Source organism: Gellertiella hungarica, from assembly GCF_014197145.1.
GTDB classification, from domain to species: domain Bacteria; phylum Pseudomonadota; class Alphaproteobacteria; order Rhizobiales; family Rhizobiaceae; genus Gellertiella; species Gellertiella hungarica.
The window spans coordinates 438,520-458,403 of record NZ_JACIEZ010000003.1 but is presented as its reverse complement, the minus strand read 5'-3'; the positions used below and the strand labels follow the sequence as shown (position 1 = coordinate 458,403).

General features: G+C 62.6%; 19 protein-coding genes and 1 tRNA gene. 12 read left to right on the top strand and 8 right to left on the bottom strand.

Features of this window, described 5'->3' with window-relative positions; translation table 11 throughout:
• Positions 1–2 precede the first annotated feature (2 nt).
• The 3 genes from surE to GGR23_RS10760 all read left to right on the top strand — a co-directional run bounded on the left by surE (position 3) and on the right by GGR23_RS10760 (position 3,223).
• Positions 3–773: a 5'/3'-nucleotidase SurE gene (gene surE / locus GGR23_RS10770; RefSeq protein WP_183366267.1), complete on the top strand. Its 771-nt coding sequence runs from the start codon at positions 3–5 to the stop codon at positions 771–773.
• Positions 770–1,423, top strand: a complete 654-nt coding sequence (locus tag GGR23_RS10765) for a protein-L-isoaspartate(D-aspartate) O-methyltransferase (protein ID WP_183366266.1) — start codon at positions 770–772, stop codon at positions 1,421–1,423. Before surE ends, GGR23_RS10765 begins: the two co-directional genes overlap by 4 nt.
• Before the next feature lie 234 nt (positions 1,424–1,657).
• The gene (locus GGR23_RS10760; RefSeq protein ID WP_183366265.1) at positions 1,658–3,223 is read left to right on the top strand and encodes a peptidoglycan DD-metalloendopeptidase family protein; all 1,566 of its coding nucleotides are present in this window, start codon (positions 1,658–1,660) and stop codon (positions 3,221–3,223) included.
• A gap of 61 nt (positions 3,224–3,284) precedes the next feature.
• Here GGR23_RS10760 and GGR23_RS10755 read toward each other — a convergent pair whose 3' ends face one another.
• The gene (locus tag GGR23_RS10755) at positions 3,285–4,157 is read right to left on the bottom strand and encodes an ATP-binding protein (RefSeq protein WP_183366264.1); all 873 of its coding nucleotides are present in this window, start codon (positions 4,155–4,157) and stop codon (positions 3,285–3,287) included.
• 218 nt (positions 4,158–4,375) lie between these two features.
• Here GGR23_RS10755 and yajC point away from each other — a divergent pair, with 218 nt between their 5' ends.
• From yajC to GGR23_RS10730, 5 genes are all read left to right on the top strand, one after another.
• The gene (yajC, locus tag GGR23_RS10750) at positions 4,376–4,720 is read left to right on the top strand and encodes a preprotein translocase subunit YajC (RefSeq protein WP_183366263.1); all 345 of its coding nucleotides are present in this window, start codon (positions 4,376–4,378) and stop codon (positions 4,718–4,720) included.
• A 51-nt stretch (positions 4,721–4,771) separates the two neighbouring features.
• Positions 4,772–7,324, top strand: coding sequence for a protein translocase subunit SecDF (secDF, locus tag GGR23_RS10745; protein WP_183366262.1), 2,553 nt, complete (start codon positions 4,772–4,774; stop codon positions 7,322–7,324).
• Positions 7,324–7,710, top strand: coding sequence for an Mth938-like domain-containing protein (locus GGR23_RS10740; RefSeq protein ID WP_183366261.1), 387 nt, complete (start codon positions 7,324–7,326; stop codon positions 7,708–7,710). Before secDF ends, GGR23_RS10740 begins: the two co-directional genes overlap by 1 nt.
• A gap of 3 nt (positions 7,711–7,713) precedes the next feature.
• Positions 7,714–8,568 carry a phytoene/squalene synthase family protein gene (locus tag GGR23_RS10735; RefSeq protein ID WP_183366260.1) on the top strand — a complete coding sequence of 285 codons (855 nt, stop codon included), beginning with the start codon at positions 7,714–7,716 and terminating at the stop codon, positions 8,566–8,568.
• 87 nt (positions 8,569–8,655) lie between these two features.
• The gene (locus GGR23_RS10730) at positions 8,656–9,117 is read left to right on the top strand and encodes a hypothetical protein (RefSeq protein ID WP_183366259.1); all 462 of its coding nucleotides are present in this window, start codon (positions 8,656–8,658) and stop codon (positions 9,115–9,117) included.
• A gap of 35 nt (positions 9,118–9,152) precedes the next feature.
• On the opposite strand, the gene trmFO is transcribed toward GGR23_RS10730, so the two are convergent.
• The 3 genes from trmFO to GGR23_RS10715 all read right to left on the bottom strand — a co-directional run bounded on the left by trmFO (position 9,153) and on the right by GGR23_RS10715 (position 11,391).
• Positions 9,153–10,574 (bottom strand): methylenetetrahydrofolate--tRNA-(uracil(54)-C(5))-methyltransferase (FADH(2)-oxidizing) TrmFO, encoded by a 1,422-nt coding sequence (gene trmFO / locus GGR23_RS10725; protein ID WP_183366258.1) that lies wholly within the window; start codon positions 10,572–10,574, stop codon positions 9,153–9,155.
• Between the two features lie 105 nt (positions 10,575–10,679).
• A complete protein-coding gene (locus GGR23_RS10720; RefSeq protein ID WP_183366257.1) occupies positions 10,680–10,823 on the bottom strand; it encodes a DUF1127 domain-containing protein in 144 nt (47 codons plus the stop codon).
• 421 nt (positions 10,824–11,244) lie between these two features.
• A complete protein-coding gene (locus GGR23_RS10715; protein WP_183366256.1) occupies positions 11,245–11,391 on the bottom strand; it encodes a DUF1127 domain-containing protein in 147 nt (48 codons plus the stop codon).
• 738 nt (positions 11,392–12,129) lie between these two features.
• On the opposite strand from GGR23_RS10715, the gene GGR23_RS10710 reads away from it, so the two are divergent.
• From GGR23_RS10710 to tig, 4 genes are all read left to right on the top strand, one after another.
• The gene (locus GGR23_RS10710; RefSeq protein WP_183366255.1) at positions 12,130–13,254 is read left to right on the top strand and encodes a DUF2157 domain-containing protein; all 1,125 of its coding nucleotides are present in this window, start codon (positions 12,130–12,132) and stop codon (positions 13,252–13,254) included.
• Positions 13,255–13,256: 2 nt separating this feature from the next.
• Positions 13,257–13,847, top strand: coding sequence for a GDYXXLXY domain-containing protein (locus GGR23_RS10705; protein ID WP_183366254.1), 591 nt, complete (start codon positions 13,257–13,259; stop codon positions 13,845–13,847).
• Positions 13,848–13,958: 111 nt separating this feature from the next.
• Positions 13,959–14,042, top strand: a tRNA-Leu gene (locus GGR23_RS10700).
• A gap of 182 nt (positions 14,043–14,224) precedes the next feature.
• Positions 14,225–15,709: a trigger factor gene (tig, locus tag GGR23_RS10695; RefSeq protein WP_183366253.1), complete on the top strand. Its 1,485-nt coding sequence runs from the start codon at positions 14,225–14,227 to the stop codon at positions 15,707–15,709.
• 114 nt (positions 15,710–15,823) lie between these two features.
• Here the strand turns inward: tig and sthA are convergent, their stop codons facing one another.
• The 4 genes from sthA to sfsA all read right to left on the bottom strand — a co-directional run bounded on the left by sthA (position 15,824) and on the right by sfsA (position 19,866).
• Positions 15,824–17,260, bottom strand: a complete 1,437-nt coding sequence (gene sthA, locus GGR23_RS10690) for a Si-specific NAD(P)(+) transhydrogenase (protein ID WP_183366252.1) — start codon at positions 17,258–17,260, stop codon at positions 15,824–15,826.
• A gap of 139 nt (positions 17,261–17,399) precedes the next feature.
• Positions 17,400–18,230 carry a RadC family protein gene (radC, locus tag GGR23_RS10685; RefSeq protein WP_183366251.1) on the bottom strand — a complete coding sequence of 277 codons (831 nt, stop codon included), beginning with the start codon at positions 18,228–18,230 and terminating at the stop codon, positions 17,400–17,402.
• A 45-nt stretch (positions 18,231–18,275) separates the two neighbouring features.
• Positions 18,276–19,112 (bottom strand): type I methionyl aminopeptidase, encoded by an 837-nt coding sequence (gene map, locus GGR23_RS10680; protein WP_183366250.1) that lies wholly within the window; start codon positions 19,110–19,112, stop codon positions 18,276–18,278.
• A 34-nt stretch (positions 19,113–19,146) separates the two neighbouring features.
• Positions 19,147–19,866, bottom strand: coding sequence for a DNA/RNA nuclease SfsA (sfsA, locus tag GGR23_RS10675; protein ID WP_183366249.1), 720 nt, complete (start codon positions 19,864–19,866; stop codon positions 19,147–19,149).
• Positions 19,867–19,884 lie beyond the last annotated feature (18 nt).

The following is a 19,884-nucleotide window of genomic DNA, read 5'->3' as shown; positions in this document are numbered from 1 at the left end:
GGATGAGAATTCTTCTGACGAACGATGACGGAATCCATGCGGAGGGCCTCGCCGTTCTGGAGCGGATTGCCCGTCAGTTCACCGACGACGTCTGGGTGGTGGCACCGGAAACCGATCAGAGCGGCCTTGCCCACTCGCTGACGCTTTCCGAGCCGCTGCGGCTGCGCAAGGCAGGCCCCACGCGGTTCGCCCTCAAGGGTACGCCCACCGACTGCGTCATCATGGGCGTCCGGGAGGTGCTCGACAGCCCACCCGATCTCATCCTCTCCGGTGTCAACTGCGGCTCCAACGTGGCTGATGATGTCACCTATTCCGGCACGGTTGCCGGCGCCATCGAGGGGACCCTGCTTGGCATTCCCTCGTTTGCGTTGTCGCAAGCCTATATTCCGAACTCCGGACGCACGATTTCCTGGAAAACGACCGAGAAGTTTGCGCCCGAGATCCTCCAGCAGCTTCTGGATGCCGGCCCCAGCCCGGGTACGCTCGTGAACATCAATTTCCCCTATTGCCCGCCGGATGAGGTGAAGGGCGTCGCCGTAACCCGACAGGGCAAGCTCGACCACGGCCTTGTCATCGAGGAGCGGGCAGACGGGCGCGGATTTCCCTACTACTGGCTGCGCTTCGGTGAGCGTCGTGGCGCCTTCGAGGAGGGCACGGACATTCATGCGCTGCGGAATGGCAAGATTTCCGTCACCCCGCTCAAGCTTGACCTGACCGATTACGAAGCGCAGGCGAAAATCGTGAAGGCGCTGGATCTGGGAGGGCATGCATGAATGCCCGTCTCGGCGAGAAGGAAGGTTTTGCCGGTCTGGTCCTGCGGCTGCGGGCAGAGGGCATCAACGACATCGACCTTCTGACCGCCGTCGAGCAGACGCCGCGAACCCAGTTCGTTCCGTCCCAGTATGCCGCCTCCGCCTATTCGTCACGTACGATCCCGATCGAGTGCGGCGCGTTCATGGAGGGTGTGGATCTTGCGGTGCGCATCATCGACCGCCTCAAGCTCAAGTCCGGCCACCGCATTCTGGAGGTCGGCACGGGCAGCGGCTTTACGGCTGCCGTCATGGCACGGCTCGTCGAGCGCGTGCTGACGATAGACCGCTACAGGACCCTGACCACCGAAGCACAGAAACGCTTCGACCAGCTGGGCCTGCGGAACATCATCGTCCGTCACGCGGATGGCAGCGCCGGGCTTCAGGGAGACGGCACCTTCGACCGCATTCTGGTCACCAATGCCTTTCCCTCCATGCCGCGGTTCTATGCGGAGCAGCTGGTTTCCGGCGGTTCGATGATCGCGCCGCTTCTCGTCGGAGAGGACCGTTGCCAGATGGCGAGGCTGACAAAGGTGGGCAGCCGCTTCGAAACGGAAATCCTGTTCGACGCGCCTTATCTCCCGATCGTACCCCGTCTCTCGTCCTATCTTTAGCAGAGCGTGCACTCGCGTCTTCCGTGCGCAGGTTCTTGCTAATATTCGCTGCACGAGGCAACGCTTCCTTAACCGCATCCTGCCCGGTTTCCGTTGCGTTTCAGGGGGTTGGGTATGGCTCATAATCAAAAACTTGCCCAAAAACCGGGCTTTCGCGACGCCTCCTTAACCGCATGGTAACACTAACGCGCTTTAATCATATCCAAGAGTTCGCGTTATTGGTGGGTGCGAGTCATGCGTGTTTGGGTATCGGGAAGGGTCGGCAAATCGACCGCAAAAGCGTTGTTTGCCATGTTGCTGGCCGGATCTGCGGCAGGCTGCAGTTCTGACGTAAGCCGGTTTGGCGGGTTGTTTTCGTCCAACACGGACCAGATGACCACGAACTCCATTCCTCACCGGAACATTACGGGTCTCGCAGGCGATGCCCCCATTCCGCAGCAGGACATCGGCGGCTATGGCGCGCAGACTGCGAATGCGGGTGTCTATCAGCAGCCCGCGAACGCGGCAGCAACCCGCACCGCCGCCCTCAATCAGCCATTCCCCGGCAAACCCTATGACGGCGTGACCACCGGCACGACCTCGGTTTCCCAGGCCCGTCTTGCCTCCACGCCCGTTGCCGTCGAACGCTCCACGCTGTCCGCCCCCGGTTCTGCCGCTGGCAAGGTCGCGCTTGCCCAGCCGATGCCCGCGAAGATCCCGTCTGCACCCAAGCTCGCCGAGCTTCCTTCGAAGTCCGGATGGAGCGCCAACGGCGCGCCTTCGGTGACGCTGCGCCCCGGCGAAACCATCGCCGGTCTTTCCCGCCGCTACGGCGTTCCGGAGAAGGAAATCCTGCGGGTGAACGGCCTTGCCTCCGCCGGTCAGGTAACCGTCGGTCAGCAGATCATCATTCCTACCTTCGGCCGTGCGCCGAATGCCGCCAAGGGTTCCGCCCAGGTTGCGGATCTTCCCACGGGCAAGCTGCCCATGCCGGCCAAGGAGCCCACAAACGAGGTGGCAACGCTGCCTTCCGGCGGCACGCTGCGCAACAAGCAGCTTGCAGACGGGACGAAGCTTCCCCAGCCTGCTGCCGGCGGCGGTGAAGGCGGTACCTACACCGTGAAGCCCGGCGATTCGCTGGCCAAGATTGCACGCGTAACCGGGACCCATATCGACGAGCTCAAGGCCGCCAACGGCCTGACCGCCTCCGCTATTCGCGTCGGCCAGGTGCTGAAGCTGCCCGGCAAGGGCGGTGCACCGGCCGAGGCCGCCGATTCCGTGAAGACGGCATCCATCTCCGCGAAGGAGGCCGCTGCTCCCGCGGCAACCGCAGCCATTGCCAAGCCCGCTGCCCAGCCGGAGGCCTACAAGCCGCCGGTTGCGAAGGAAACCGTAACCGAGGCCGCCGCCAAGGCGGACGATACGGAAGCGCCGGACCAGACCGGCATCGGCAAATATCGCTGGCCGGTTCGCGGCGCCGTGATTGCCGGTTACGGCAGCAACGTCGAGGGCAACCGCAACGACGGCATCGACATCTCGGTGCCGGCCGGAACGCCGATCAAGGCAGCCGAAAACGGCGTGGTCATCTATGCCGGCAACGGCCTGAAGGAGCTCGGCAACACTGTCCTCGTCCGCCACGACGACGGCACGGTGACCGTCTACGGCAATGCTGACAGTCTCAACGTAACCCGCGGCCAGAAGGTACAGCGCGGCCAGACGCTGGCCTCGTCCGGCATGAGCGGCAACGCCAAGCGTCCGCAGGTCCACTTCGAGGTTCGCAAGGATGCGACCCCGGTCAACCCGATGACCTATCTCAACTGACAGGCTAGCCGCCCGAAACAAAAAAAACCCGGCTCCAGGCCGGGTTTTTGCTGTGACGGGATCAATCCCGATTCATCGGCTTTCTCTGCCGCCCGGCGAGGTCCTGAATATACTGCCAGGCCACGCGTCCGGAGCGACCGCCACGCGTCGTTGCCCATTCCAGCGCTTCGCGGTGGAGCTCATCCGGCGCAAGCTCGAGTGCATAGTGGGCTGCATAGCCGTCGATCATGGCGAGATAGTCGTCCTGGCTGCACTTGTGGAAGCCGAGCCACAGGCCGAAACGATCCGACAGGGAGACCTTTTCCTCAACCGCCTCCGAGGGATTGATGGCGGTCGATTGCTCGTTCTCGATCATGTTGCGTGGAAGCAGGTGGCGCCTGTTGGACGTGGCGTAAAAGACCACATTGTCGGGCCGGCCTTCAACGCCGCCGTCGAGCGCGGCCTTGAGCGACTTGTAGGCCGTATCGTCATGGTCGAAGGACAGGTCGTCGCAGAACAGGATGAACCGCTCCGGCCTCGACTTCAGGATGTCGAGGAAGGCGGGGAGGGTGGAGATGTCCTCCCGGTGAACCTCGACCAGCTTCAGGTCCGGCGCGACTGCGCTGCGCACATCGGCATGGACCGACTTGACCAGAGACGACTTGCCCATGCCGCGGGCACCCCAGAGAAGGACATTGTTTGCCGCGAAACCCTCCGCAAAGCGGATGGTGTTTTCGTGGAGGATGTCGCGCACGTGATCGACACCGCGGATCAGCTTGAGGGCGATGCGGTTCGGCCGGGGAACCGGCTGCAGAAAGCGGGTTGCGGGAGACCAGACGAAACAGTCGGCGGCCGACAGGTCGTTTTCGGCGGGCGCAGGTCCTGCCAGGCGTTCGGTCGCTTCCGCCAGACGGCGAAGTTCTTTCAGCAACAGGTCCAGTTTGCCTTCGTCCATGGCGCGTTCTCCGGGCGGATATGCAGGGAAAAGGCGATTTATTTCGCCACTTCGAACCCCGCTACCATGATCTTTCCGAAGCGAAAAGGCTAAGAGCGCTGGAAACGGTACGGCTGCGGGGCGTCCCCAGTTGTATTCACGGCGTTCGCAGCTATATTCCGCCGGTCCCGCGCGGGTGCGGCAGCCACGCGCCAATGGAAGAATTCAGGAGCTTTTTGATGTTTATCACCGAAGCCTATGCCCAGACTGCAGCCGGCGATGCCACCTCGAGCGTATTCGGCTCGGGCATGGAAATGTTTGTGCTCTTCGTGCCGCTGATGGTCGTATGGTACTTCCTTCTCATCCGGCCGCAGACCCAGCAGCGCAAGCGCCGCGAGGAAACGCTGAAGAACATCCGCCGCGGCGATCAGGTCGTCACCGGCGGCGGCGTGGTGGGCAAGGTCACCAAGGTCGTCGACGACAACGAACTGGAAGTCGAGATCGCCGATGGCGTCCGCGTGCGCATCGTGCGCTCCTTCGTCGCCGACGTCCGCGTCAAGGGCGAACCCGTCAAGTCGGAATAACGGGCCGCTCCTCCGGTCGGCCTTCGTACGCGTCAAGAAATCGAGACACACATGCTTTACTTCTCCCGGTGGAAAACCATCGCCATTTGGCTCACGATGATTGCCAGCCTGGTTGTCGTGCTGCCCAACATGGTCAGCGACGATTTCCTGGCGCGCTTCCCGTCCTTCCTGCCGCACAAGCGCGTTACGCTGGGTCTCGATCTGCAGGGCGGATCGCACATCATGCTCAAGCTCGAGCGCGCCGACATCATCAAGGAGCGCCTTGAGCAGACGGTAGGCGATGTGCGTCAGAACCTTCGGCAGGCCAACATCCGCTACACCGGGCTTGCCGGTGTGGGGCAGGCGGTCCAGGTGCGGATCAGCGACGTGAACCAGGTGGAGGCCGCGAAGGAGGCCCTGAAGCCCCTGACCGCGCTGGTGAGCGTCGGTGGCCTCACCGGCGGGTCCATTCAGGAGGCGACGCTCGAGGAGGGCCAGGACGGTCTTCTCAAGATCAACATCACCGATGACGGCATCAATTATCGCATCACCTCCGCCGTCACGCAGTCCATCGAAGTGGTGCGCCGCCGCGTCGACGAACTCGGCACGACCGAGCCCCTGATCCAGCGGCAGGGTCAGGACCGCATCATCGTTCAGGTGCCCGGCCTTCAGGATCCCCAGCGCCTCAAGGCGCTGCTGAACCAGACGGCCAAGCTGACCTTCCGCATGGTGGACCTCTCCGTCCCGGTGCAGGAGGCCATCAATGGCCGCCCGCCGGCCGGAACCGAGGTGCTTTACTCTCAGGACGATCCGCCGGTGCCCTATGTGGTCGAGAAGCGGGTCCTGGTCTCGGGCGAAGATCTTGTCGATGCGCAGGCCAGCATCAACCAGCAGAACAGCGAACCGGTCGTCAGCTTCCGCTTCAACTCGAAGGGGGCACTGCGCTTTGCCGAGGCGACTCAGCAGAATGTCGGCAAGCCCTTCGCCATCATTCTCGACAACCAGGTCATTTCCGCTCCGCGCATCAACGAACCGATCATCGGCGGCTCGGGCCAGATCTCGGGCAACTTCACGGTTGAAACCGCCAACGACCTCGCCGTGCTTCTGCGCGCGGGTGCACTCCCGGCCACGCTGACCGTCGTGGAAGAACGCACCGTTGGCCCGAGCCTCGGCGCCGACTCCATTTCGGCAGGGCTCGTGGCGTCGATCATCTCGGCGGTTGCCGTATTCCTCTTCATGTTCTTCTTCTATGGCTTCCTCGGCCTGATCGCCAACATCGCGCTCATCGCGAACCTGCTGCTGATCATGGCCCTGCTGAGCATGATCGGAGCGACGCTGACGCTGCCAGGCATCGCCGGCATCGTTCTGACCATGGGTCAGGCGGTGGACTCCAACGTTCTGATCTACGAGCGCGTTCGCGAAGAAGTGCGCAATGGCCGCAGTTTCGTCCAGGCTCTCGACATCGGCTTCGAACGTGCCTGGGGCACCATCATCGACGCCAACGTCACCACGCTGATTGCTGCCGTGATCCTGTTCTACATGGGCACCGGCCCCGTCCGCGGCTTTGCCGTGACGCTGTCCATCGGTATCATCACGACCGTTTTCGCCGCTTACAGCCTCAGCCGCGGCATGGTGGCCTTCTGGGTTCGGCGCAGCCGTCCCAAGCACCTGCCGAAGGGCGTACGCACCGGCATGTTCGACGGAACCAACATCGGCTTCATGGGCTTCCGCCGCTACACCTTCATCGTGACGGCGGTGCTCTCGCTGGCCTCGGTCGTGGGCTTTGCAACGATTGGCCTCAATCTCGGCATCGACTTCAAGGGCGGTTCGATCATCGAGCTGAAGGCGAAGCAGGGCGACGCCGATCTGGGCGACATCCGCGAGCGCCTGAGCGAGCTCAACCTCGGCGAAATCCAGGCCCAGGGTTTCGGCGATCCGGCAAGTGCGCTGGTTCGCGTCCAGGCCCAGGAGGGCGGGGAGAACGCCGAGCAATCGGCCGTGAACCTGATCCGCAGCGAACTCGAGGATACCTACGAGTTCCGTCGCGTGGAGGTCGTCGGACCGTCCGTTTCGGGCGAGCTGACCACCATGGCAACGCTGGGCGTTCTGGCGTCGCTGGCGGCCATCCTGATCTACATCTGGGTGCGCTTCGAGTGGCAGTTTGCGCTGGGCGCGATCATCGCCACGCTGCACGACGTGATCCTGACCCTCGGCCTCTTCGTCTTCACGGGCGCGGAATTCAATCTCACCAGTATCGCGGCCATCCTGACCATCGTCGGCTATTCGCTGAACGACACGGTGGTGGTGTATGACCGCATGCGCGAGAACCTGCGCCGGTTCAAGAAGATGCCGCTTCCGGTGCTGATCGACACGTCGATCAACACCACGCTGTCGCGTACCATCCTCACGTCGGCAACGACCCTGATCGCTCTTCTGGGGCTCTATCTCTTCGGCGGCGAGGTTATCCGCTCGTTCACCTTCGCAATGCTCTTCGGCGTGGCCGTTGGCACTTTCTCCTCCATCTACATCGCGGCGCCGGTGCTCATCGCCTTCCGGCTCCGTCCTGATGTCTTCCAGAAGGAAGAGGACGCCAAGACGCCCGATGTCGGCGAAGCGGCGGTCTGATGGCGCGGGGGATCGAAATCCGGCAGGCTCACTTTCCGGGCCGTGCACCGATAGATGCCTATGGCAATGGCGGTTTCCGCTTTGCCGACATGTCGCACCGGGGATCGATCCTGTGCCTGCCGTCCGGCATCCATGGCTGGGACGCCGAGGAGGGGGCCGCTCTGACACCGGACCTTTTCGCCCGCGTGATTGCGGAAGCCGAGGGCATCGAGGTGCTGCTGGTGGGAACCGGCAGGAGCCTCGTGCCTCTTCCTGCGGCGCTGAAGGCGGCGCTGCGGGAAAAGGGCATCGGCAGCGACCCCATGAGCACGGGGGCGGCGGTGCGCACCTACAACATCATGCTGGCCGAATCCCGCGCGGTGGCCGCCGCGCTGATTGCGGTGTGAGCGATGGCAGAGCCATCGGACAACGCCGCCATCACCCTTGCCGGTCTCAGGGAGACGGATGTCGACCGCTATCTGGCGGTTCTCCTGTCGCCGGAGGACAAGAGACGGCCGCTCGCCGCACTCTATGCCTATCATGCCGAACTGGCGCGGGTGAGGGATCTGGTCCGGGAACCTCTTCCGGGAGAGGTGCGCCTGCAATACTGGCGCGATCTGCTCGAGGGCAGCGCCCATGGCTCCAGCGAGGCGAACCCCCTCGCAGCCGAACTTCTCGAAGCCGTCCGCACCTACAAGCTTCCCGTCGCCCCGCTGGTTGCCATGAGCGAGGCGCGCATCTTCGACCTCTACGACGACCCGATGGAAAGCGTTCAGGCCTTCGAAGGCTATGCGGGGGAAACGGCTTCGGCGCTCATCCAGCTGGTAAGCCTGGTCCTCGATCCGGAAGCGGCTCTGGGTCAGGCGGAAACGGCCGGGCATGCGGGGGTCGCACAGGCGGTGGCCGGCGCCCTGCTGCTGCTGCCGGTTCATAGGGCCCGGGGCCAGGTGCTGGTCCCGCGCGAGATACTCGCGGCGACCGGCCTCGATCGTGAGGCATTCCTCGCCGGCACGGACAAGCCACGGCTGTCGGCGGCCATCGAAGCTTTTGCGGGCCTCGGACTCGATCACCTGCGACGGACATTGCCTGCGGGATCCAGCCTTCCGGAAAGGCTTGTGCCCGCCTATCTGCCCGTGGCGCTTGTGCGGCGGGTTCTCGACAAGGCAGCGCGCTCCCCCGCACTGGCGCTTGAGGGAGGCCTGCGTGCACCGCAATGGCGCCGGCAGCTTTTCATGGCCTTGATGCTCTGGCGCCGTCGCTTCTGAGGTGGCCACTTGCCAGTCACGTGCAAGTTTCGTCTGTTAACGCACAGCAGGCGTTCTCTCTGAGAAGCGGCATATGGAGGAGCTTGAATGACGTTCGGCATGGTGACCTGGGCAATCCTGATGGCTGCGGTCCTCTGGGCCGCCTATGCGGCCAACCGGCTGGGCGAGAAGAACGAGGAGAGGGGCTTCCGCGATACGGGTGCGGCCATCCTCGAGTTCGGCCGCGCCTTCCCCAACGAAGCCATCCGCCAGCTGCATGCGACCGCCGATGGCGAGGTGCTCTTCGTTCGCCTGCATGACAACAAGGCAGGATTCATGCGCAACATGCGCGGTCACTATGGTTGCCATTTGATCGAGCCGGGAACGGTGCATGTCGCTGGCACGCCCGACGGCAAGGGCCTTCGCATCGACTTTGCCGATGCCGCCCATCTGAGCGGGACCTTCGTGTTTCCAAGCCCGCAGGATGCGGCGGAAGTTTCCCTGTGGCTGCTCGGAAATTACGTGCCGGAGGCCGGCAAGGTGGCCATGGCGAGCAGGGCCGGCAGCTAGGCCGGCACCTCAGTTCATCTCATCCGCAGGTTCGCTCAGGCGAACAGACCCCGATCCAGCCATTCCCTGCAGGCCTCGAGCGCCCGCTTTGCAAGAAGCTGGCGCTTGAAGACGGTTTTTTCCTTGCCGCGCAACCGCTTCGAGCCTTCCGGACGCACCATGGCGCCAGGCTCGAGCTCCGGGAACAGTCCGAAATTGATGTTCATCGGCTGGAAAGACCGCTTGCCCGGCTCGTCATCCGAAACGATGTGTCCGCCGGTAATGTGGTTGAGCAGGGCTCCGAGCGCCGATGCGGCAGGGGGCGTCGACGGCGTCCGGCCCATGCGCTCTGCTGCAGCGAAACGCCCGGCGAGAAGGCCGATGCTAGCGCTTTCCACATAGCCTTCGCAGCCGGTAATCTGTCCGGCAAACCGCAGGCCCGGCCGCTTGCGCAGCGCAAGCGTCGGAGCGAGCAGGATGGGCGACTGGATATAAGTGTTGCGGTGAAGGCCGCCGAGCCGGGCGAATTCCGCATTCTCCAGCCCGGGAATCATCCGGAAGATGTCTGCCTGGGCCCCGTATTTCAGCTTCGTCTGAAAGCCGACCATATTGTAGAGCGTGCCGAGGGCATTGTCCTGGCGAAGTTGCACCACGGCATAGGGCTTGACGGTCGGGTTATGGGCATTGGTAAGGCCCATCGGCTTCATCGGTCCATGCCGCAGCGTTTCGCGGCCGCGCTCGGCCATGACCTCGATCGGCAGGCATCCGTCGAAATAGGGCGTGCCTTCCCACTCCTTGAAGCCAACAGCATCGCCGGCAATCAATGCATCGACAAAGGCATTGTACTGCGCCTCGTCCATCGGGCAGTTGATGTAGTCCTTGCCGTTGCCGCCGGGCCCGACCTTGTCGTAGCGCGACTGATACCAGCAGACGTCCATGTTGATGCTCTCGCGGTGGACGATAGGCGCGATGGCATCGAAAAAGGCGAGGGCGTCCTCTCCCGTCTCCGCACGAATGGCTTCGGCAAGGGAAGGCGATGTCAGCGGACCGGTCGCAATGATGGTGTTGTCCCAATCGGCAGGCGGCAGCCCCTGGATCTCCTCGCGGGAGACGGTAATCAGCGGGTGAGTGCTTATGGCCTTCGTCACCGCTTCCGAAAAACCCTCCCGATCGACCGCCAGCGCGCCGCCGGCGGGGACCTGATTGGCATCCGCCGCCCGCATGATCAGGGATCCGGCCATGCGCATTTCCGCATGAATGACCCCGACGGCGTTGCTCGTCGCATCGTCGGAGCGGAACGAGTTGGAGCAGACGAGCTCCGCCAGACCGTCGGTCTTGTGCGCATCGGTGCCGCGCACGCCGCGCATCTCGTGAAGGATGACGGGTATGCCGGCCTCGGCAATCTGCCAGGCGGCTTCCGATCCGGCGAGGCCGCCGCCAATGACGTGAATGGGTTTGTGAAGGCTGTGATCTGTCATGAGCGGCTCCATATCACGGGCCGCGGGGCGTTCCAATTGCCCGGAATCAAAAACGGCGCCTCAAGGGCGCCGTCTTTCGGTAATCGCTACGCGTGACCGGCGCGATTAACGGAAATTGCGAGCCGCGATGGAGCGGATGTCATGGCGGGTGATGCCGATGTCATTGAGGGTCTGGTTCGAGAGCGAGCCCAGCTCGTTCAGGGTGCGGCGGTAGTTGATCCAGTTCTTTGCTGCGCGAATCGGGTTCATGGTCGTCATCCTTCGTTCAGTTCGGTCTTGAAGCGCTGCGCTTCATCGTTTCGTTGTGTTTCTTATACACTCGTACAGGAGTGATGTGCACTGCAATATTCGCCAAGCTGATATGCAATTTCCGGATGGCCGGTTAGTGCAACGTCCGGGGAGGAACGGCTCGCTTGGCGGTTGGCGATCTTCTAATCCGGAACAAGGGACGAATGGAGGCGTATTTGCGTCTTTTCCATGGATCCACAAGTCGCAATCCGAACAAAACGACAGTGTCGCTTTATCGGGATCGCGTCATTCATTCGCAAGGCCTGATGTAAGCCGTTTTGCAGGATAGCGGCAAAAAAGAAAGCGCCCCGAGGTGGGGCGCTTCCATTTTACCGTATTTCAAACCCAGATCGATCGTCTGATCGACGATCACGGGGCAAAATCAGATGCCGACGGCTTCCTTGGCGACGCGACGGATTTCCGAGCGGTGGATACCCAGGTCGTGCAGTTCGCGGTTGGACATGCGGCCGAGTTCGTTGACGGTCTGACGGTACTTGCGCCAGTTGCTGAAGCTGCGTGCGATGTTCATTTTCGTCTTCCTTCTACACTTGTTGTGGCGGCGGTCTTGGGTGCGCCTGCCGAATTCGTTGAGCCGGTTATATGTTGCGACGCACAAAATGAACAGCGCGTATCTCTCATGTCACCTATGCGAGAAGCGCATAACGGGGAGGATTTAACGCCATTTTGCTGTCATAAACCGTCGATTCCCCGCTCTACGCCGCCACTTTTTGGCCCCAGGAGTAAAAACAAGGGGTTTTCCCTACGTATTTCCCCGGAATGGGTGTGAAAAAAAAAGCCCTTCGGCGCCATTCGCCGAAGGGCTTCTAGTTGAGGCCGGCCCCGGGAGGAGGAGGGGATCCGGCCGGCGTCGAAGCTCGCCCGGGAGGAGAAGGGAGCTTCGAAAGGCGGTCGCAGACACCGGACTGGCCATCCGGTGCAGTGAAAAATGGCAAAACCCGCGCAAGATCCGGTGGATCACACTGCGAAATGGACTGGGAGACAAAGGACGCATTGCGCGGCATCAAAAGGGCCGCGAACTCCGGAAAAGCGGAGAAAGACATGCTCTTCATGCATATCAAGGCGCAATCTTTCGCCTTGTTGCCAGTTTCTCGCAAAATCCTTACCGGAAGCTTAACGCATGCTCGCTGCAGATGAAATTTTGTGCACGGACTGCACCGGAACGAACAAATGCGGTTCTCTCGGGCAGCTGATGCTTTCAGCCTGCTTTCAACTGCGTTAGGGTCGGGCAAAACAAGCGGGGACCACGATGTATCGGGGCAGACTGAAGAAAGACTTCGACCTTTGGGTTGCAAAGGGGCTATTGCCGGCTGCGACGGCAGAGGCCTTGATGCAGGAATACGACGCACGGCCGCACAGTTTCACGGTCGGCCGCGTGCTGATGATGCTTGCCGCGGTGCTGATTGCGGCCGCGATCCTGCTGTTCGTCGCGGCAAACTGGGAGGGGATGGAGCGCACGTTGCGGGTAGGGCTGCTGCTTGCGGCGCTCTGGGCATTCCACGGCGCGGCCGCCTACACCGCGATCAGGGGCTCCAATTACCTGCCGGGTATCTTCCTGGTGCTCGGCACCGCCACGTTCGGAGCCTCGATCGCGTTGATCGCGCAAATGTACCATATCTCTGGAGACGGCCTGTCCGCCAATCTGGTCTGGTTCATCATGTGCACGGTCTCGGCGCTGCTGTTCCGCTCGTCACCGCTGACCTATTTCGCCGGCCTCCTTTCCTGGTTCCAGTTCGGATTGCTGATCGATCACAGCGATTTCGTGGTGTCGGATCCCTGGTTCTTTGCAACGCCCGTGCAGGCGCTGGTGGTGGTGGCGCTCGCCTACTATACGGGGGCGATGCGCGCCCGGCATCTTTCCTATCTTGTCGGTCTCGCCTGGGTGGCGCGCATCTACGTGGATCACCGGCTCGGCTTGCCGGCCTGGCAGATCGCGGTCGTGGGGACGCTGCTGTTCCTCGCCGCCGCGCTGCCTGCCTCGCCGCTTCACCGGCTGGCGCGCGCTGCAGGCCCGGCACCGGCCTTTTACAGCTTCGTGCTGGCGCTCATGGGTCTCCTGCTCTGGCAGATCGACGTGGGCAACTTCTTCGGCAGCGACAGCTCGGCCCTCCATGAGGCTGTTCCGGCGATACTCGCCGCCGCTTTTGCAGTTCTGGGTATCGCCCTTGAAGGCCGGGACAACGGTGCGATCCGCTATCTCGGCTATGTCGTCTTCGCCGGCGAGCTTCTGTATCTCTCCATGGAGGTCATCGGCTCGATGCTCGGCACCTCGGGCATCTTCCTGCTCTCGGGGCTGTTCCTCGGGCTCGTCGCATGGCTCGTCATCCGCCTGGAGAAGCGCTTCGGCGCGCGCCAAGAGCCAAGAGAGGTCTGATCATGCTCCTTGACACGCACCTGACCCGCCGCCGCCTGATCGTGGCTGCCCTCCTTGCCGCAGGCCTGCAGACGGGCATCCTCGCCGCCATGATGAAAGGCAGCGAAGACATCCTGGCGAACGGCACGCCCGTGACGCTGAAGACCGTACCGGTCGATCCGCGCGATCTCCTGCGCGGGGAATATGTCGTCCTCGCCTACGACTTCTCCGCACTGGATACCGCGCTGATAACAGGAGAATGGCCAACCGAAGCAGGGGATCAGACATTATATGTCGCTCTGGTGCCGGATGCGGATGGCACATGGCATGCCGCAGAGGCGTCATTCTTCCCGCTCATCCCCTCGGAGGGACGGGTGGTCATCCGGTCGCTCCCCTTCCGGTTCGAGCCTTCCGCCGAGAAGCCGTCCGTACTGCGGGCAGATTATGGCCTCGAGCGCTATTACGTGCCGGAAGGCGAGGGCAAGGCGCTGGAGGAAGCGCGCAATGGCAGCCGCATCCTGGTCGAGGCGCGGGTGCTCGAGGATGGTTCCTCGCGGATTGCATCGCTTCGCGTGCTGCCACCCGAAGGCGCCGCCGCGCCGTCCGCTCCGTAAAGGGCGGACGAGGTTCACGGGAGCGTCATTTTCCCTTTGCGCAGGCCAAAACGGGTGATATAGAGACGCCGCGCTCCGGAAGGCCTTTGCGCAGGCATTGGATTCAGGGACGCGGGTATGGCGGAATTGGTAGACGCACTTGGTTTAGGTCCAAGCGCCAAAAGCGTGGGAGTTCGAGTCTCTCTACCCGCACCATGATAGCCGCTTGCCGCGACGGGGCGAAAGCCTGGTTTGCGGTATGAACCGTTCCGGCGCCATCTTGCAGGGCAGGATGTAAAGGAATTTTCTTACTCGGCCGCGCGCGGGAATCTCCCGTCGCCGTGCCCACCGAACAACCGGCTGGCTGGGCACGGCCGCCACGAAATGAAGGTACGAACATGCAGGTAATCGAAACGCTCTCGGAAGGCCTGAAGCGCGAATTGAAGGTCGTCATTCCGGCCAAGGACATGGAAGCTCAGATGAACGAGCGCCTGGCCGATGCCAAGGATCGGGTCCGCATCAACGGCTTCCGTCCCGGCAAGGTTCCGGTCGCTCATCTGAAGAAGATGTACGGCAAGTCGATCATGGCCGAGCTGGTCAACGAGATCGTCCGCGAGCGTCCGACCGCCATCCTGACCGAGCGTGGCGAAAAGTCCGCCACCCAGCCCGAGGTCTCCATGACCGAGGATCAGGACGAAGCGGAAAAGATCCTGTCCGCACAGGCCGATTTCGAGTTCACCCTGTCCTATGAAGTCATCCCGTCCTTCGAGCTGAAGTCGGTCGATGGCATCAAGGTCACCCGCGAAGTCGTCGAGATCGCCGAAGACGAAGTCACCGAGCAGATCAAGCGCATTGCCGAAAGCGCCCGTTCCTACGAGCCGAAGAAGGGCAAGGCCGCCGAAGGCGACCGTGTGACCATGGATTACCTCGGCAAGGTCGACGGCGTTCCGTTCGACGGCGGCAAGGATGAGGACGCACAGCTCGTTCTCGGCTCCGGCCGCTTCATCCCCGGCTTCGAAGAGCAGCTCGTCGGCCTCAAGGCTGGCGACGAGAAGGTCATCACCGTAACCTTCCCGGCCGATTACCCGGCCACGAACCTCGCCGGCAAGGAAGCGACCTTCGACATCACGGTCAAGGAAGTGGCCGCTCCGGGCGAAGTCGAGATCAACGACGAACTCGCTTCCAAGCTTGGCGTCGAATCCGCCGAAAAGCTGAAGGAAATCGTCCGCGGCCAGATCGAAGGCCAGTATGGCTCGGTCACCCGCCAGAAGCTGAAGCGCCAGATCCTGGACCAGCTCGACGGCCTCTATCAGTTCGAAACGCCGTCCCGCCTGGTTGACGCCGAGTTCGACAACATCTGGCGCCAGATCAACACCGATCTCGCCCAGTCCGGCAAGACCTTCGAAGACGAAGACACCACGGAAGAGAAGGCTCGCGAAGAATATCGCAAGCTCGCAGAGCGCCGCGTCCGTCTCGGCCTCGTGCTTTCCGAAATCGGTGAAAAGGCCGGTATCGAGGTTTCCGAAGACGAAATGCAGCGCGCCCTCTATGATCAGCTGCGCCAGTTCCCGGGCCAGGAAAAGGAAATCATCGAGTTCTTCCGCAAGACCCCGGGTGCCGCCGCTTCGCTGCGCGCTCCGATCTTCGAAGAAAAGGTCGTCGACCACCTGCTGTCGCAGATCGACGTGACCGACAAGGTCGTTTCCAAGGAAGAGCTGATGGCTGACGACGAGGACGAGGCTTCCGAAACCAAGTCTGAAAAGAAGGCCGCGCCGAAGAAGAAGGCCGCCAAGGCCGAAGCGGCTGCCGAAGGCGAAGAAGCTCCGGCTCCTAAGAAGAAGGCCGCTCCGAAGAAGAAGGCCTCCGAGGAAAGCGCCGAGTAATCCGGCGCATCCTTCCCCAAATCAAGAAACCCGCCGGAGCGATCCGGCGGGTTTTCCTTGTTTTGGGGTCAGAGCGCAGTTCCAGAGGCGAGGCGCAGGCCGAAGGTTTCCGCCTTACGCGCTTTTTGCCGCCGTCTGCTGTTGCTGTGCGGGACGCTCGATTTCACCCATGCGGTTCCACGCATCGAGGCCGGCGATCTTGTAGGCTTCGGCAAGGGTCGGGTAGTTGAAGGTGTTTTCGACGAAGTATTCCACCGTGCCCTTCAGGTTCAGCACGGCCTGTCCGATATGCACCAGCTCGGTAGCGCCTTCGCCGACGATGTGGACGCCGAGCAGGCGGCGGGTCTTCAGCGAGAAGATCATCTTCAGCATGCCGTTGTCGAGACCCATGATGTGTCCGCGCGAGGTTTCGCGGAAGCGTGCGATGCCGCATTCATAGGGAATGCCCCGCTGCTTGACCTCTTCTTCCGTGAGGCCGCAGGTCGAGATCTCCGGTACCGCGTAGATGCCGTAGGGGAAATACTGCGGGGGGTCCTGATAGGGGGCGCCGACGGCGTGGCGGGAGGCGATGCGGCCCTGTTCCATCGAGGTGGAGGCAAGGCTCGGGAAGCCCACGACATCGCCCGCTGCATAGATGTTCGGAACATCCGTCTGGAACGTCTCCGGATTCACCTTCAGGCGGCCGCGATTATCCGCCTCGAGGCCTGCTGCAGCAAGGTTGAGGGTGTCGGTCGCCCCGACGCGGCCGGCGGCAAAGAGTACCATGTCGGCACTCAGGACACGGCCGTTCTGCAGGAAGACCCGCGCCTTGCCGTTCTCCTCCCGCTCCACCTTCTCCGCCGTCTGGCCGAAGAGCAGCTTCATGTTGCGGTCGCGGAGCTGGTAGGAGAAGTCCTCGACGATTTCCTTGTCGATGAAATCGAGCATGCTGTTGCGCGGCTCGACCACCGTCACGGCCGTGTCGAGCGCGCTGAAGATGGTGGCATATTCGATGCCGATGACGCCCGCGCCGATGACCACCATGGATCGCGGCAGCTCCCGGATGTCGAGCAGCTCGTCGCTGTCGAGCACAGACTTGCCGTCGAAGGGGATGTGGGAGGGACGGTGCGGGCGCGTTCCCACTGCCAGCAGGATGGCATTGCCGTGAACCCGCACGACTTCGCCATCCGCCTTTTCCACTTCCAGCGTGTGGCGATCGATGAAGGTGGCCTTGCCCCGCATGTGCTGCACGCGATTGCGGGCAAACTGATGCTCGAGCACCTCGACTTCATGATCAAGCGTGATGAGAAGGCGCCGGCGCAGGTCCTCCGCGCTGATTTCCTGCTTCACGCGGTAGCTGCGTCCGTAAAAGCCGCGTTCGCGCCAGCCGGTCAGGTTCAGCGCGGTTTCGCGGAGCGTTTTAGAAGGGATGGTTCCGGTGTGAACCGATACGCCGCCCACCCGGGTGCCCTTTTCGATCACGAGCACGCGCTTGCCGAGCTTTGCGGCCTGGATGGCGCCGCGGCGGCCCGCCGGACCACTTCCGACGACGATGAAATCGTAATGGATCATGAAGCTACCGAACCCTTGTGGTTGAATTTCTGCCCTGGGGTCACTCACCCGTTAAGCTGTATGCTTAACAGATCAAGATAACTGTTTCGTTAGCGACGCGTTCCGGAGCCTTGTGATCCGGATTTTGCCGGGACTTGACTTATATCATTCTGAGCCCTTTCAGGCTCGCATGACCGTCCTTGCCGATGATGATGTGGTCATGAACGGTGATGCCCATCGGGCTTGCGGTATCGATGATCCTCTTCGTCATGTCGATATCCGCCCGCGAGGGCGTCGGATCGCCGGACGGGTGATTGTGGACCAGTATGATCGCGGTTGCGGAGAGTTCCAGTGCCCGCTTCACCACTTCGCGCGGATAGACAGGCGTGTGATCCACCGTTCCGCGTCCCTGGATTTCATCTGCGATCAGGGCATTGCGCTTGTCGAGGAACAGGATGCGAAACTGTTCCACCGGCTCGTAGGCCATGGCGGCGTGGCAGTAGTCGATCACCGCCGCCCAGGATGCGAGAACCTGCTTGCCCTTGATCTGGCGCTTGAGCACGCGGCTCGAAAGCGCGGAGAAGAGCTTCAACTCCAGCGCAACCGTCTCACCGATCCCGTCGATCTCCTGCAAAAGCGCGGGAGAGGCACCGAAGACGCCGCCCAGACTGCCGAAACGGTCGATCAGGGCCTTGGCTATCGGCTTCGTGTCCCGGCGGGGAATAAGCCGGAAGAGGAAAAGCTCGAGCAGCTCGTAGTCGGCAAGAGCAGCTTCGCCGTTGTCGCGGAAGCGCTCCCGCAAGCGGTCCCGATGCCCGTGATAGTGGGCGGGCGGCTTTTCGGGGGTGGGACCGGACCGGCGCGCATCGCCGCGACCGGCCGCTGCGGAGTCGAGGAAAAATCCGCGCTCGTCGGCCTCCGCCTCGTCGCGCTCCGTCCCTGCAAGGGGGAACAGGTCATCTTCCGGCGCGGTCGGCGGTCGGCGGCCCATGGGTCAGACCCTTCTTCTGGTGAAAGGAAAGCCCTGCCGCATGGTTCAGCCCTTCAGCGGCGGCAGGCCGGGCCGGTCGAAGCCGCCGGGCGAAAGCGTGAAGACCTCGCATCCGGTGGCCGTGACGCCGACAGCATGTTCATACTGGGCAGACAGCGAGCGGTCGCGGGAAACGGCAGTCCAGCCGTCGGACAGAACCTTTACATGCGGACGGCCGAGATTGATCATCGGCTCGATGGTGAAGATCATGCCCTCGCGCAATTCCGGACCCTCGTCGGTGCGTCCGTAGTGAAGGATGTTTGGCGCATCGTGGAAGAGCTTGCCGACGCCATGGCCGCAGAAATCCCGGACCACCGAGCAGCGCTCTGCTTCCGCATAAGTCTGGATGGCCTCGCCGATGGCGCCGGTGCGGGCGCCCGGCCGAACGGCGGCGATGCCCCGCAGCAGGCATTCATAGGTGACCTCGAGCAGCCGCTCTGCAGCGCGCTTGATCTCGCCGACGGGATACATGCGGCTGGAATCGCCGTGCCATCCATCCACCACATAGGTCACGTCGATGTTGACGATGTCGCCTTCGCGCAGCGGCTTGTCATCGGGAATGCCGTGGCAGATCACGTGGTTGATCGAGGTGCAGCTCGATTTCGTATAGCCGCGGTAATTGAGCGTCGCGGGCAGGGCGCCGTTGTCCATCCCGAATTCGAAGACGAAACGGTCGATGGCATTGGTGGTAACGCCCGGCTTCACCAGAGGCACAAGTTCATCGAGGCAACGCGCCGTGAGCTGGCAGGCCTTGCGCATGCCCTCGAACCCCTCCGGCCCGTAAAGCCTGATGGCGCCGGTATTGCGCATCGGCGCGGAAAAGGCTTCGATGTAATTCACCATGGAAAGATATCCGGATCAAATCGCTGTTACCTGTTCATAAAGCAGGCAAGGCGTGCTCGTCCATCGGGATTGCCTGAAGAGGCGCAATTTCCGTGGGCGAAACCCGGCATTTCACCGCAAAGGCCTCGACACCCCGCTGCCGCGCGCGCCGGAAGGCAGCGCCGTAAACCGGGTCGAGGTCGGCCGAGAGCGAGAAGCGACGGCAATCCTCGCGCTGGATGAGGTAGAGCATCACCGCCCGGTGACCGGCCTCCACCATGTCGCCGAGCTCTTCCAGATGCTTCGCGCCACGGGCCGTTACGGTGTCGGGAAACTCCGCGAGACCGGGGCTGCGGATGAAGTGGACATTCTTCACCTCCACATAGACCCTGGCGTCTCCGGGGCCCGACAGCAGCAGGTCGATGCGGGAGTTGCGTCCGTATTTCCGCTCGCGCTCGATCACCGGATAGGCGTCGAGCCCAGGGAGCAGGCCGGCCCGGATCGCTTCCTCGCCGAGCCTGTTGGGCAGGCCCGTATTGATCCCGACGAGTGTCCCGTCCGCTTCCACGATCTCCAGCATGTGGCGGTACTTGCGCGTCGGACTGTCATGCTCGGACATGTAGATCAGGCTTCCCGGCGCGGTCAGCCCCAGCATGGATCCGGTATTCGGGCAGGAACCGGTAATCACGGAGCCGTCTGCAAGCGCCGCGTCGAACAGGAAGCGCTTGTAGCGCTGGATCAGCCGTCCCGGCTTCAGAGGTCTTTCGAAAAGCACCTTGCTCCTGTCGCTCCG